Origin of the sequence: Phenylobacterium sp. (assembly GCF_031412415.1) — a bacterium.
Taxonomy (GTDB): domain Bacteria; phylum Pseudomonadota; class Alphaproteobacteria; order Caulobacterales; family Caulobacteraceae; genus Phenylobacterium.
The window spans coordinates 1-11,526 of record NZ_JANOCX010000062.1; the positions used below are offsets into that span (position 1 = coordinate 1).

Genomic DNA, 11,526 nt, shown 5'->3' on the forward strand with positions numbered 1-11,526 from the left:
CCGGGTGCATGGCGAGGTCAGCCGCGGCGAGCGCGAGATGCGCCGTGCGAAGGATGAGCTCACCCGGGCCAACCTGCGGCTGGTGGTGCATATCGCCAAGAAATACCGCAACCGCGGCCTGATGTTCGGCGACCTGATCCAGGAAGGCAACATTGGCCTGATGAAGGCGGTCGACAAGTTCGAGTACCGCCGGGGCTACAAGTTCTCCACCTACGCCACCTGGTGGATCCGGCAGGCGATCACCCGCTCCATCGCCGACCAGGCCCGCACCATCCGCATCCCGGTCCACATGATCGAGACGATCAACAAGATCGTCCGCACCAGCCGACAGATGCTGCACGAGATCGGCCGCGAGCCGACGCCGGAGGAGCTGGCCGAGAAGCTGGCCATGCCGCTGGAGAAGGTGCGCAAGGTGCTGAAGATCGCCAAGGAGCCGATCAGCCTCGAGACCCCGATCGGGGACGAGGAAGACAGCCACCTGGGCGATTTCATCGAGGACAAGAACGCGATCCTGCCCATCGACGCGGCCATCCAGTCGAACCTGCGCGAGACCACCACCCGCGTGCTGGCGTCGTTGACGCCGCGCGAGGAACGCGTCCTGCGCATGCGTTTCGGCATCGGCATGAACACCGACCACACCCTGGAAGAGGTCGGCCAGCAGTTCAGCGTCACCCGCGAACGGATCCGTCAGATCGAAGCCAAGGCGCTTCGCAAGCTGAAGCACCCCTCGCGGTCGCGAAAGCTGCGTAGCTTCCTCGACAGCTAGGATCTCGCGGCCCGACCCTCGTAGGGGGGCGGGCCGCAATTCTTACAGCGACTTAATGTGCGTTGGGCCTAGCCCTCCCGTTAGTCTCCCCGGGGCAACGTGGGAAATCTGCATGAAATTCTTAAGCGTGGTGGCCGGCGTGAGCGCCGCTGTCCTGGCGACGAGCGCGGCGTCCGGCGCGGAGCCGGATCGCTCCACCGACCGGATCAAGGCGCATGTGGCCTTCCTGGCCGATGATCTGATGCAGGGCCGCGAGGCCGGCTCGGTCGGGCACGCCATCGCCGCCAACTACGTCGCCTCGCAGCTCGCCCAGATGGGCGTGAAGCCCGGCGCGGCCGATGGGTCCTATTTCCAGTCCGTGCCGATGAGCGGTTTCCGCTCGGCCGACCAGGGCCGGTTCTCCATCGTCGCCAAGGGCGGGCAGACGACGCCCCTGGTGTTCGGTGAGGATTATCTGCCCGGCCGCAATCCGCTGGCGGCGACCACGGCGCTGAATACCCAGATGGTCTTCGTTGGCTACGGGGTCGTTGCCGGCAAGCGCGACGACTACGCCCGCCTCGATGTGAGAGGCAAGATCGTCGTGGCCCTGGCTGGGGCGCCCAAGACCTTCCAAACCGAGGAGCGGGCCTACTACGCCAACCGCCGCACGAAACGGGCGGAGGCCGCCAGGCGTGGAGCCGTCGGCTTCATCAGCGTCAACGCACCCAGCGACGAAGCACGCCAACCCTTCGCCAACTCCGCGCGCCAGTGGCAGTCCTGGGGGATGAGTTGGCGCGAGCCGTCCGGCACGCCGTTCGCGCCCGCCGGCACGACGCCGGAACTGGGCAGCATCAGCGTGAAGGGCGCGGCCAAGCTGTTCGATGGCGCGCCGAAGCCGCTGGCGGAGATCTACGCGGCCGCCGAGACCGGCGCGCCGCCCAGGTTCGCGCTGCCGCACCGCCTGGACGTCGCGATCAACACCGAGCTGAAGAGCCTGGACAGCGTCAACGTGGTGGGGGTGATCGAAGGCGCCGATCCCGTGTTGAAGAACGAAGTCATCGTGCTGTCGGCCCACCTCGACCACATCGGGGTCTCGGCCAATCCGGTGAAGGGCGACGCCATCAACAACGGCGCCCTGGACAACGCCGGAGGAGTCGCGACCACCCTTGAAGTGGCGCGCGCGTTCGTCGGCGCTCAGGCGCCCAAGCGCACGCTGTTGTTCTTGCTGAACACGGCGGAGGAAAAGGGCTTGGTCGGTTCGGAATACTTCGCCCTCAATCCCACGACCCGGCTGCCGATCGTCGCGAACGTCAATCTGGACATGCCGATCCTCACCTACGACTTCATCGACGTCGTGGCGTTCGGAGCGGAGCGGTCGAGCTTGGGGGCGGCGGTGAGCCGGGCCGGGGCGCGGATGGGGGTGAAGCTGTCGCCCGATCCCCTGCCGGACGAGGGCCTGTTCACCCGCAGCGATCACTTCCGGTTCGTGGAGGCCGGCGTGCCGTCGGTCTTCCTGATGACCGGGTTCGAAAACGGCGGCCAGGCGGCCTTCACCGGTTTCCTGCGCGACAACTATCACAAGCCCAGCGACGACCTGGCCCTGCCCATCGACTATGCTGTGGGCGCCAAGTTCGCGCGTCTGAACTATGAGATCGTGCGCGAGATCGCCGACGCCGACCAGAAGCCGGCCTGGAACAAGGGCGATTTCTTCGGCGAACTCTTCACGCGGCGGCCGTGACAACCGACGAATAGCGGCGTTAACCTTCTCCCAGGCGAAGCTTGGGGGCGATCATGGCGCGTCGTTTGGGACTTGGGATTGTCGCGGCGTCCTTGGCGGTCGCTTGGGCGGCGGGCGCGCAGGCGCAGGTGACGGCGGCCGACAAGGCCGCGGCGATCAAGGTGACTGGCGGAAAGTTCGTCGACAAGGAAAGCGGCGCGTCCTGCGACGCTTTCATCGAGCCGACCAACGTCAAGGACCTGAACGGCGATGGGAAGCCGGAGATCGTTGTCACCGGCACGGGCGTCTTTTGTTACGGCGGGGCCGAGCAGGGCTACTGGATGCTGCAGAAGGGGCCGACGGGGGCCTGGAAGATCATCGATCAGAACCAGGGCATCCCGACCTATCTGCCTACGCGTGGCGTTGGCGGTTGGCAGGACGTGGAGATCGGCGGCCCGGGGTTCTGCTTTCCGATCAACCGCTTCAACGGCAAGGCGTATGCGTTCCTGCGCAACAAGGAATACCAGCGCGGCGCCTGCGCCAGGCGCTAGTGCGCTGCGCCGGTCATCATCTGGCTGAGCGTGATGATGATCTCGAAGAGAATCAGTCCGACGATTATGGCTTCGAGCCGCAGGGATCGCTGGGTGTCGATCAGGTCGGTCATGACGGTGACGGTTTCACCAATCAGTTCCAGCTTGTGGCCCAGAGTCTCGGCGCGCTCCACGAGTTCGTACTCGTCCTCCAGGCGGGCGTAGAGCCGCTCGAGATCGGGCCTGTCCCAGAGAATGTCGGGCTTCTCGCGCACCGCGACCCGCTCGGCGACCCGATGCTGCACCAACAGCGCCGAGCCGATCAGGCGGATCATGTCACGTCGCCCTCCCGGGCTGCGCCCGCTCTCCGCCAAGCGGCGCGCCCAGGGTTCGATGGTGTCGAACACCTCGGCCACCTGGCGTTCATCGCTGGCCAGCGCGGCGCTCTTGGCCACGGCGTCGGCCACCACCAGCAGCTTGTCTGGCGACAGCGCTCCGATCCTGATGACGCCATCGGGCTGGACGCCCTCGTCCTGGTCGTCGCGCGCGGCCAGGCGGATAGTCTCCTCCTCACGTCGACTGACCGCGCCCAGGACCCGCGGGGCCACCCCACGTAGCACCTCGTCCTCGGCGAGGGGATCGAGGCCGATCATCACCACCACGCCGTAGCGGAACACCACCACCAGGCCGTCAGCGACCCGGAAGGACAGGGGGGCCGTGGAGATGGCGTCGCGGCGCTCCAGTCCCGCCGTGTCGATGCGTTCGCCAAGAACGACGGCGCGGGCTGTCAGCGGCGCGAGGTCGGCGGGGGCGGGGAGGGGGGCTTGAGGCTCGGCCATGGCGTCAACCTAGCGCCAGCCGTAGTTGAAACTTACGGAAATCCGCTCGCGCTTCGCGGCGTTGGCGGGAACCTCGTGGCGCAGCCAGCTCTCCCACATCAGGATCGTGCCGGCCTGGGGCTGGAGATAGACGAAGCTGCGGGCCGGTTCGGAGGCCTGGGCCAATCGCGGCGGCGCGGCCATCATCAAGGGCAGGCGAGGGTCTTCCAGCTTGAGCGCACTCGCCCCGGGGGGCGTGGCCACATAAATCGTGCCGGAGATGACGCTGTGCGGGTGGATGTGCCCCGAATGGGCCGCGCCGGGCTTCAGGACATTGACCCACAGGCTGTCGAGCTTCAGCCGCCGGTCGCCCAGGTCGAGTTCCAGGTCCTTGGCGAAGGCGGCGGCATGTTTGTCCAGCCTGCGCTTCAGGTCGCCGAACACGCTGGCGCGGGTCGGCAGGTCGTTCAGCGAGGCGTAGGAGGTGTAGCCGCCATAGGCGTTCTGCTTGCACCAGGCGCGGCCGGCCATGTCCTCATCCGCCAGCATGCGGCAGGCGTCTTCAAGCTCGGCGTTGAAGACGTCGAAGTCGCGCTGGCCCGCAAGCGAGGCTTCGTAGACCTGGGTGACGAACAGCGAGCGTAGAGCCATGCCCGGCGGCTACCGGGCCTGGAGCACGATGTCAAAGGCGCCGGGCGCTAGGCGATGATGTCGAGGAGGTCGCCCAGCATGTCGTCGGCGGTCCGCATGACGGCGGCGTTGGCCGAGAACTCGTTCTTGGCGGTGACCTGTTCGACCACCTCGTGGCCGAGATCCACGGTGGAGCTGGGGTCGCCCATCTGCGCCACGCGAAAGGCCGAGGCCTCGAACCGGCGGCTGGCGGCGAGCATTCCGTACTGAGCGGTCGCAATCGGATCCATGTCGGGCCCTCCCAACCGCCACCATGGACCGCGCGCGGTTAAGCCTTCGCTGGGAGACATGGTGAATCTGATAGCGGGGGCGGCCCGAAATGCGCCACGCTTTGAGCGCCTTATGTCCGCGTGTCTTCTGGAGGCCGTCTCATGATCCGCACCTTCCTCACCGCCGCCGCCGCGCTGGCGGCAAGTTCGGGCCTTGCCCTGGCGCAGGGCTCGATGTCCTCGAACCCGCCGACCGAGACCACACTCTGCCTCGACGTGGGCGGCCAGAGCTTGCCCGTGGTCTGCAAGGTGCCGGGCAGTCGGTTGGATAAGCGCGAAGACTTCTGCTCGTGCCCGCGCGGCATGCGGGTCGACGCCCCGGTCTGCGGCGAAGGTCAGGCGGCGCCCGCGGAATCGGCGGCCTACGAGAAGGCTCGCCGGCTCGCGTCCCGTGACGGCAGCATCATCGGCGACCTCTATGAAGGCCGCGCGATGTGCGTGGCGCCTCGCCAGCCCTAGAGCGGCCTGCCTAGCGCGGCGTAGGTCAGTTTCTGGAATACCGGAAGCGCGGCGCGACCGCCCATGCGCTGACCCGTGGCCAATTGCGACGCCGCCTCCGGACCGAGCGGCATCGAGTTCTGGATCAGATAGATCATCACCATGTCCTCGACCGGGTCGGCCTGCCACCAGGTGCCGAAGGCGCCCGGCCAGCCGAACGAGCCCTCAGAGCCCGCGCCCATCCAGGCCTGCTTCTCCGGATCGGTGATCACCGACAGGCCAAGGCCAAAGCCCTGGCCCAGCCAGAACGGTATGCCCATGAACGGGACTTGGCGCTGTTCGGCGGTGAGCCGGTTCTCGCGCATCAGCTCGACCGTCTCACGCTTGAGATAGCGTTTCCCATCTAGCTCGCCGCCGTTCAGCATCATGCGGGCGAACTGGATATAGTCGTCGGCGGTCGAGATCAGGCCGCCGCCGCCGGCGCAGAAGGCGGGCGGACCGTCCAGGTGCGGGAATGAGACGTCCTGCAGCTTGTCGGTGTCCGGATTGATCCGATAGAGCTTCGCCATCCGGTCGCGCTTCTCGGGCGGGCACCAGAAGTCGGTGTCGCTCATGCCGAGCGGCTTCAGGATCCGTTCGATGATGAAGTCGCGATAGGTCGTCCCCGCGATCCGGCCGACCAGGAAGCCCAGGACGTCGGTCGCGTGGCTGTAGTGGAACCGCTCGCCCGGCTGGAACGACAGCGGCAGGCCGCCCAGTCGCTTCAGCCATTCATCGGGGCCGTGCGGTCCGCCCAGCGGCGGACCCAGGGCGTCCTCATGGGCCTGGGCGATGGGTCCGATCGAGGTGAAGCCGTAGGCCAGTCCCGAGCGGTGGGTCATCAGGTCGTCGACCGTGATGTCGCGCGCGGCAGGCACGGTGGCGTCCAGGGGACCTGTCGGCGAGACGAGCACCTTCATGTCGGCGAACTCGGGCAGCCACTTGGTCACCGGGTCGTCCAACTTGAGCTTGCCTTCCTCCATCAGCATCAGCGCCGCCACCGAGGTGATCGGCTTGGTCATCGACGCGATGCGGAACAGGGTGTCGCGGGTCATGGGCAGGCCGGCCTCGACATCTCGCAGACCCAGTGTGTTCACCTGAGCCACCTCGCCCTTGCGCCACAACAGCGTGACGAAGCCCGAGAGATCGCCGGCCTCGACCACCGGCTGCAGGCTGGCCGGTATGGCCGCCAGGCCTTGCGAGGAGAAGCCGCCCAAAGCCTGATCGCCGTCCATCTCATCGCTCCCGAATGTCTCGCCGTCGCCGCCCTGGGCTCGGCCTTGGGCAGGATTTGCGCCGGGTGACCCTAGGCGCGTCAAGCCCGAGTTCGTCGCCGCCCGACGCATCCGGATCGGCCGGAATCCGCGTATAGGGCTCACCGCCCGCGGTTGCGCGGGCCTGGGATCGTCGATAGCTGATGGACATGCCGCCTTCCGTTCCGCGCCGCTCGTTGCGCCAGGCCGCGCGCCTGGGCCTGATGGCGCTCGCCGCCACGATGGGTGCGGCCTGCACGCCGCTCAGCCTGTTCAACACCTTCACGCCCACTGACCCGGCCCTGCGCAGCGCGGTCAACCAGACCTACGGCCCAGCGCCGCGCCAGAGGCTGGACGTCTACGCCCCACGGCGCATCGACGGGGCGCGCCCTATCGCGGTGTTCTTCTACGGCGGCTCGTGGGAGAGCGGGCGCAAGCAGGACTACGGCTGGACGGCCCGCGCGCTGGCGGCCAAGGGCTTCGTGGTGGTGCTGCCCGACTACCGCCTCTATCCGAACGTCCGGTTTCCCGAGTTCCTCAACGACGGCGCCCAGGCGGTGCGCTGGGCGGTGGAGCATGGACCTGCCTATGGCGGCGACCCGAGCCGGGTCGTGCTGATCGGCCATTCCGCGGGCGCCTACAACGCCGTCATGCTGGGTCTGGACGGACGCTATCTCAAGGCGGCCGGGGTCGATCCCGGTGTGGTCAAGGCCGTGGCCGGCCTGGCGGGCCCCTACGACTTCCTGCCGCTCCAAGGCCGTGAGACGACGAACGTCTTCGGCCAGTGGATGGATCTGAGCGCGACCCAACCCATGACCTTCGCCCGCGCCGATGCGCCGGCCATGTTCCTGGCCACAGGCGACGCCGACACGGTGGTCTACCCGCGCAACACGACGCGGCTAGCCAGCGCGCTGCGGCAAGCCGGCGCCACGGTCGAAGAGCGCCACTATCCCGGCATCGGCCACACCGAGATCATGATGGCGGTCTCGCGCCCCTTCCGCGGCAAGGCGCCGCTGCTGGAGGACATGTCGGTCTTCCTGCGCGAGCAGTCGCGCTGACCTCACACGAATGTCAGCGGCCCCAGGTTCAACGCAGGGTGCGGTCGGCCACGCCCTATCCCGCCGATAAACCTGGAGAATTCGGTGGCGGCGCCGGCGCGCGTTCCGGGCGTGTCACATTGACGTAACGTCACCTTTGTTGCCGCGCAGCAATTGAACAGCCCTCCTTTCGCGTCTATATCCGCTGGCCCTTCGCTTCGAGGGATTTGTGCGCTGCACGTTGAAGGACCGCCCATGCTGGTGACCCTGATGAAGGCCAAGCTGCACCGCGCGACGGTGACCCAGGCCGACCTCGAGTACGAAGGTTCCATCGCCATCGACCGCGAGTTGCTGGACGCCTCTGGCATACTGCCGCACGAGCAGGTCGATGTGCTGAACATCACCACTGGCGCGCGCTTCACGACCTACGCCATCGAGGCGCCCCGCGGTTCGAAGGTGATCGGCGTGAACGGCGCGGCCGCGCGACTGGTGCAAAAGGGCGACAAGGTCATCGTGGTCACCTACGGCATGTTGCCCGCCGAGGAAGCCCGCAACTATTCGCCGACCGTCGTGCTGTTGGACGACGGCAACCACGTCAAGCTGGCCGCATGATGGCGCGCGCCGCCGGCCTGGTGCTCGCGGCGCTCCTCGCCTCGTCCTGCGCCCCTGGCGCTCCGGCGGGTGTCGACAAGGCTGTGCTGGATGAGGCGGTCGGCAAGGCCGTCGGCGATCCGGGCACCTGCGTGTTGATCGCCCAGGGCGGAAAGACCGTCTACCGCTTCGGGTCCAACGTGGTCTGCGGCCGCAAGCTGCCGGCTTGCGCCGGCGGGCTCGCCCAGACCCCGGACGAGCGGCTGACCATGGCGCTCGCCAACAAGACCCCCGCGACGGCGAGTTGCCCCAGCATCGCCGACGGCTCGCGCCTGGTGGCCTGGTCGTCGGGGCCGATCGAGGGCACGGACATGGTCTATGCCGCGGTGATGGAGGGCGAGCAGATCCCGCCCGGCGTGGTCATCGCCGACAAGCTGAAGGCGGCCTTCAAGGCCGCCGGGCTCTAGTCGCCGGTGAACTTCGGCGGCCGCTTCTCGAAGAAAGCCGTCACGCCTTCCTGAAAGTCCGAGGTGCGGCTGGTCAGCAGGTACTGGTCGCGGTCCATGAAGGTTGCGGCGTGATGACCGGCCTTGGTCACCGCGTCGATGGCCTCCTTGGTCATGCGCACGGGCAGGGGCGGCAGCGCCGCGAGCTTGGCGGCCCAGGCCTGAGCCGCCGCCAGTGCTTGCCCGTCTGTGACCATCTCGTCGCAGAAGCCCCAGTCCAGGCACGTCGCGGCCGTGGCGGCCTCGCCGAACATCACGAACCGCTTGGCGCGCGCCGGACCCACCAGGGCCGCGATCCTGGGCAGGCTGCGCCAACTCATATTGATGCCCAGCGGCACCTCGGGCAGGCGCATGCTGGCGCTCTCACCCATGATCCGGAAATCGCAGGCGACGGCCAGGGCGCAGCCGCCCCCGATGCAGTAGCCCTCGAGAGCGGCGATGGTGACCGCCTCGATCTCCTCCCAGGCTTCGCACATGTCGGGCCCAGCCATCACCGCCTGGCGGGTCTCCAGCAGGGTGGGCTTGCGTCGCTCGCCCTGGGCGGCGAGATCGGCGCCGGCCGAGAAAAAGTGCTCGCCGCCGGTCAGAATCACCACGGTGATGTCGCTGCGGCGTCGGATCGCGCGGGCGAAGGCGGTGAGGTCTTCCATCAGGGCGGTGTTGAGCGCGTTGCGCGCCTGCGGCCGGTTCAGCGTCACCACCGCCACAGCGCCGTCGCGCCGGACGGATAGGTGGCTCCAGGCCTGTTCGAACGGATCCATGTCGCCCCTCCCGGCGCAGGGAGCCTCGCCGGTCGAGGCGGCCGGCGCAAGCACCGGCCGCCCGTCGCGGACTAGCGGGTCATTTCATAAAGACCGGTGACGTCGATGCGCACCGACAACTCGCCGCCCGCGATCGTCGTGCCGCCGCTCTCGGCCTTGTCCATGCGCGCATAGGCCATCATCGGCACGGGCGGCTGAGGATTGTAGCCGCCGCCTTCGCTCAGCGAGACCAGGCGACTGATCCGGTGGCCGGTGGCCTGGGCATACAGCGCCGCCTTGGCCGATAGCGCCTTGACGGCGTCAAGGCGTGCGGCGTTCTCAGCCGACGACGGGTCCTTCAGGCCGAAGGAGATGCCATTCACCTGGTTGGCGCCGGCCTTCACCGTGGCGTCGACGGCCGCGCCCAGCTTGGCCAAGTCGTTGACGGTGACCGTCACCTGGTTGGAAGCCTGATAGCCGCGCAGCTTCGGCGGCTCGTTCTGCACATAGTCGTACTGCGGCGACAGGTTCAGGCCAGAGGTCTGGATGTCCTTCTCGGCGATCCCGGCCTTACGCAGGGCCGCGATCACGCTGTTCATCTGCTCGGCGTTGGCCGACAGGGCGCCGGCCGCGGTGGGGGCTTCCGTCACCACGCCCAGGTTGATCGTGGCCTTGTCCGGCGCGACGCGGGTCTCGCCATAGGCCGAGAGGTTGAGGGTGGTGGCGTTGAACATCGACGCGGCTCCTGCCGGTTGAGTTTGGGCCAGGGCGGCGGGCGCGGCCGCGGCGGTCGCGAGCAACAGGGCCAGGGCGCCGGCGCGGACGAGGGTTTTCATGGGGGTCTCCGATGGTGAACAGGATCGAGCTTCGCCATGGCCGACCCTCCACCTAACGGCGAGCCGACCTTGACGGTTCCGCTTCTGACAGAGCCAACGTGAACGGCGGCTTTAAGGCGTGTGCAGGCCATGGTAACCCCGCAGTCCGTCGCTGCAGGGGCCTGTAGCTCAATGGTTAGAGCCGACCGCTCATAACGGTCTGGTTGTAGGTTCGAGTCCTACCGGGCCCACCAGCAAGCTTCCGCGCACCGCCCGCGGCCGAAGAGCCGCGAGTTGTTGGATCACGGCTCTGATCCAGGCCCTGCCCGGAAGATGGAGAAGCGAGCCCAACCGGCCTCGCTCGGACTCTGTTTCGCGACCGGCGCCGATCCGGCGGTTGGCTTGACCATAGGCCATTGGCCTATGACTATTTTGGCCGGTTCAGTTCTTCGCGGCTTGAGCGAGCATCCGGGCCAGCGGCAAGCACCACGAGGCCAGATGACCATCGCGCGTCGGACACTTCTGAAAGGCGCCGTCGCCCTGCCGTTCGCCGCATCTGGGGCCTCGGCCGCGACCTGGGCGCTCCCGGCCGCAGGCGGGGTGGAGGTCATCGAACACGAGCCCGTTCCCATGGCCGACGGGGTGCGCCTTTCGGCGCGCCTGTTCCTTCCCGAGACGGCGAGGGCGGCGCCTGTCCCGGCGGTCCTGGAGTACATCCCCTATCGCAAGCGCGACGGTTATCGCGGTCATGACACGGCCTGGGGTCACCAATTGGCGAGCCACGGCATCGCCTATGTCCGCATCGACGTCCGCGGCTCGGGCGATTCCGAGGGGGTGATGGTCGATGAGTATGATCTGCCGGAGCTGACCGACGGCGTCGAGGCGATCGGGTGGATCGCCAGGCAGCCTTGGTGCTCGGGCGCGGTGGGGATGCGCGGCATTTCCTGGGGCGGGATCAACAGCCTGCAGATCGCCGCCCTGCGGCCGCCGGCCCTGAAGGCGATCATGGCGCTGGGCTGTTCCGACAACCGCTACACCGACGACGCCCACTATGTCGGCGGCGCCGTGGCCCACACCAATCTGCAATGGGGGATCGGCTTCAAGACCGTGATGGCCGGTCCGCCGGACCCCGCCGTCGTCGGGCCCGGGTGGGAGGCGATGTGGCGCGAACGCCTGGCCGCGACACCGCCGATCATGGAGACCTGGCTGCGTCACCAGACCTTCGACGACTATTGGCGGCGCGGCTCGGTGGCGCTGGACTGGGACGCCATCCAGGTCCCCACCTACCTGGTGGGGGGATGGCAGGACACCTATTCCAACCCCATCGGGCGGCTACTG

General features: G+C 67.9%; 14 protein-coding genes and 1 tRNA gene. 9 read left to right on the forward strand and 6 right to left on the reverse strand.

From position 1 onward, the window contains the following. From rpoD to RMO04_RS03095, 3 genes are all read left to right on the forward strand, one after another. The coding region (gene rpoD / locus RMO04_RS03085) for an RNA polymerase sigma factor RpoD (protein ID WP_309643329.1) at window positions 1-766 on the forward strand (766 nt) is incomplete at its 5' end. Between the two features lie 112 nt (window positions 767-878). Then, window positions 879-2,483, forward strand: coding sequence for a M28 family metallopeptidase (locus tag RMO04_RS03090; protein ID WP_309643330.1), 1,605 nt, complete (start codon window positions 879-881; stop codon window positions 2,481-2,483). Between the two features lie 53 nt (window positions 2,484-2,536). Then, window positions 2,537-3,013, forward strand: a complete 477-nt coding sequence (locus RMO04_RS03095) for a hypothetical protein (RefSeq protein WP_309643331.1) — start codon at window positions 2,537-2,539, stop codon at window positions 3,011-3,013. On the opposite strand, the gene RMO04_RS03100 is transcribed toward RMO04_RS03095, so the two are convergent. From RMO04_RS03100 to RMO04_RS03110, 3 genes are read right to left on the reverse strand one after another with little or no spacing between them, the layout of a single operon-like run. Continuing rightward, window positions 3,010-3,831 (reverse strand): RMD1 family protein, encoded by an 822-nt coding sequence (locus tag RMO04_RS03100; protein WP_309643332.1) that lies wholly within the window; start codon window positions 3,829-3,831, stop codon window positions 3,010-3,012. The two genes, RMO04_RS03095 and RMO04_RS03100, sit on opposite strands and share 4 nt — an antisense overlap. A gap of 9 nt (window positions 3,832-3,840) precedes the next feature. After that, on the reverse strand, window positions 3,841-4,461 hold the full coding sequence (locus RMO04_RS03105) for a TIGR02466 family protein (protein ID WP_309643333.1): 621 nt from the start codon (window positions 4,459-4,461) through the stop codon (window positions 3,841-3,843). Between the two features lie 47 nt (window positions 4,462-4,508). After that, the gene (locus RMO04_RS03110; protein WP_309643334.1) at window positions 4,509-4,730 is read right to left on the reverse strand and encodes a flagellar basal body rod C-terminal domain-containing protein; all 222 of its coding nucleotides are present in this window, start codon (window positions 4,728-4,730) and stop codon (window positions 4,509-4,511) included. 141 nt (window positions 4,731-4,871) lie between these two features. On the opposite strand from RMO04_RS03110, the gene RMO04_RS03115 reads away from it, so the two are divergent. After that, complete coding sequence (locus RMO04_RS03115; RefSeq protein WP_309643335.1) at window positions 4,872-5,228, forward strand: hypothetical protein; 357 nt, start codon at window positions 4,872-4,874, stop codon at window positions 5,226-5,228. On the opposite strand, the gene RMO04_RS03120 is transcribed toward RMO04_RS03115, so the two are convergent. Then, window positions 5,225-6,481, reverse strand: a complete 1,257-nt coding sequence (locus tag RMO04_RS03120; protein ID WP_309643336.1) for a serine hydrolase domain-containing protein — start codon at window positions 6,479-6,481, stop codon at window positions 5,225-5,227. The two genes, RMO04_RS03115 and RMO04_RS03120, sit on opposite strands and share 4 nt — an antisense overlap. A 182-nt stretch (window positions 6,482-6,663) precedes the next feature. Here RMO04_RS03120 and RMO04_RS03125 point away from each other — a divergent pair, with 182 nt between their 5' ends. The 3 genes from RMO04_RS03125 (at window position 6,664) to RMO04_RS03135 (ending at window position 8,594) form a co-directional block, all read left to right on the forward strand. Then, complete coding sequence (locus tag RMO04_RS03125; protein ID WP_309643337.1) at window positions 6,664-7,557, forward strand: alpha/beta hydrolase; 894 nt, start codon at window positions 6,664-6,666, stop codon at window positions 7,555-7,557. Between the two features lie 234 nt (window positions 7,558-7,791). Beyond that, complete coding sequence (gene panD / locus RMO04_RS03130; protein ID WP_309643338.1) at window positions 7,792-8,148, forward strand: aspartate 1-decarboxylase; 357 nt, start codon at window positions 7,792-7,794, stop codon at window positions 8,146-8,148. Beyond that, entirely contained in the window at window positions 8,145-8,594 is a 450-nt protein-coding gene (locus RMO04_RS03135; protein WP_309643339.1) for a hypothetical protein, read from the forward strand. The genes panD and RMO04_RS03135 overlap by 4 nt, the downstream gene beginning before the upstream one ends. Here the strand turns inward: RMO04_RS03135 and RMO04_RS03140 are convergent. Further along, on the reverse strand, window positions 8,591-9,394 hold the full coding sequence (locus RMO04_RS03140) for an enoyl-CoA hydratase/isomerase family protein (protein ID WP_309643340.1): 804 nt from the start codon (window positions 9,392-9,394) through the stop codon (window positions 8,591-8,593). The genes RMO04_RS03135 and RMO04_RS03140 overlap by 4 nt on opposite strands. Window positions 9,395-9,465: 71 nt before the next feature. After that, a complete protein-coding gene (locus RMO04_RS03145) occupies window positions 9,466-10,209 on the reverse strand; it encodes an SIMPL domain-containing protein (RefSeq protein WP_309643341.1) in 744 nt (247 codons plus the stop codon). 157 nt (window positions 10,210-10,366) lie between these two features. On the opposite strand from RMO04_RS03145, the gene RMO04_RS03150 reads away from it, so the two are divergent. Both RMO04_RS03150 and RMO04_RS03155 read left to right on the forward strand, forming a co-directional pair. Further along, a tRNA-Ile gene (locus RMO04_RS03150) sits at window positions 10,367-10,442 on the forward strand. 244 nt (window positions 10,443-10,686) lie between these two features. After that, window positions 10,687-11,526: CocE/NonD family hydrolase (locus RMO04_RS03155; protein ID WP_309643342.1), on the forward strand; the 840-nt coding region annotated here is incomplete at its 3' end.

What these genes read in the sequence shown, in the direction of transcription:
- RMO04_RS03090 (WP_309643330.1), top strand. Translation starts at nt 879, where the DNA reads ATGAAATTCTTAAGCGTGGTGGCCGGCGTGAGCGCCGCTGTCCTGGCG.
- RMO04_RS03095 (WP_309643331.1), top strand. Translation starts at nt 2,537, where the DNA reads ATGGCGCGTCGTTTGGGACTTGGGATTGTCGCGGCGTCCTTGGCGGTC.
- RMO04_RS03100 (WP_309643332.1), bottom strand. Translation starts at nt 3,831, where the DNA reads ATGGCCGAGCCTCAAGCCCCCCTCCCCGCCCCCGCCGACCTCGCGCCG.
- RMO04_RS03105 (WP_309643333.1), bottom strand. Translation starts at nt 4,461, where the DNA reads ATGGCTCTACGCTCGCTGTTCGTCACCCAGGTCTACGAAGCCTCGCTT.
- RMO04_RS03110 (WP_309643334.1), bottom strand. Translation starts at nt 4,730, where the DNA reads ATGGATCCGATTGCGACCGCTCAGTACGGAATGCTCGCCGCCAGCCGC.
- RMO04_RS03115 (WP_309643335.1), top strand. Translation starts at nt 4,872, where the DNA reads ATGATCCGCACCTTCCTCACCGCCGCCGCCGCGCTGGCGGCAAGTTCG.
- RMO04_RS03120 (WP_309643336.1), bottom strand. Translation starts at nt 6,481, where the DNA reads ATGGACGGCGATCAGGCTTTGGGCGGCTTCTCCTCGCAAGGCCTGGCG.
- RMO04_RS03125 (WP_309643337.1), top strand. Translation starts at nt 6,664, where the DNA reads ATGGACATGCCGCCTTCCGTTCCGCGCCGCTCGTTGCGCCAGGCCGCG.
- panD (WP_309643338.1), top strand. Translation starts at nt 7,792, where the DNA reads ATGCTGGTGACCCTGATGAAGGCCAAGCTGCACCGCGCGACGGTGACC.
- RMO04_RS03135 (WP_309643339.1), top strand. Translation starts at nt 8,145, where the DNA reads ATGATGGCGCGCGCCGCCGGCCTGGTGCTCGCGGCGCTCCTCGCCTCG.
- RMO04_RS03140 (WP_309643340.1), bottom strand. Translation starts at nt 9,394, where the DNA reads ATGGATCCGTTCGAACAGGCCTGGAGCCACCTATCCGTCCGGCGCGAC.
- RMO04_RS03145 (WP_309643341.1), bottom strand. Translation starts at nt 10,209, where the DNA reads ATGAAAACCCTCGTCCGCGCCGGCGCCCTGGCCCTGTTGCTCGCGACC.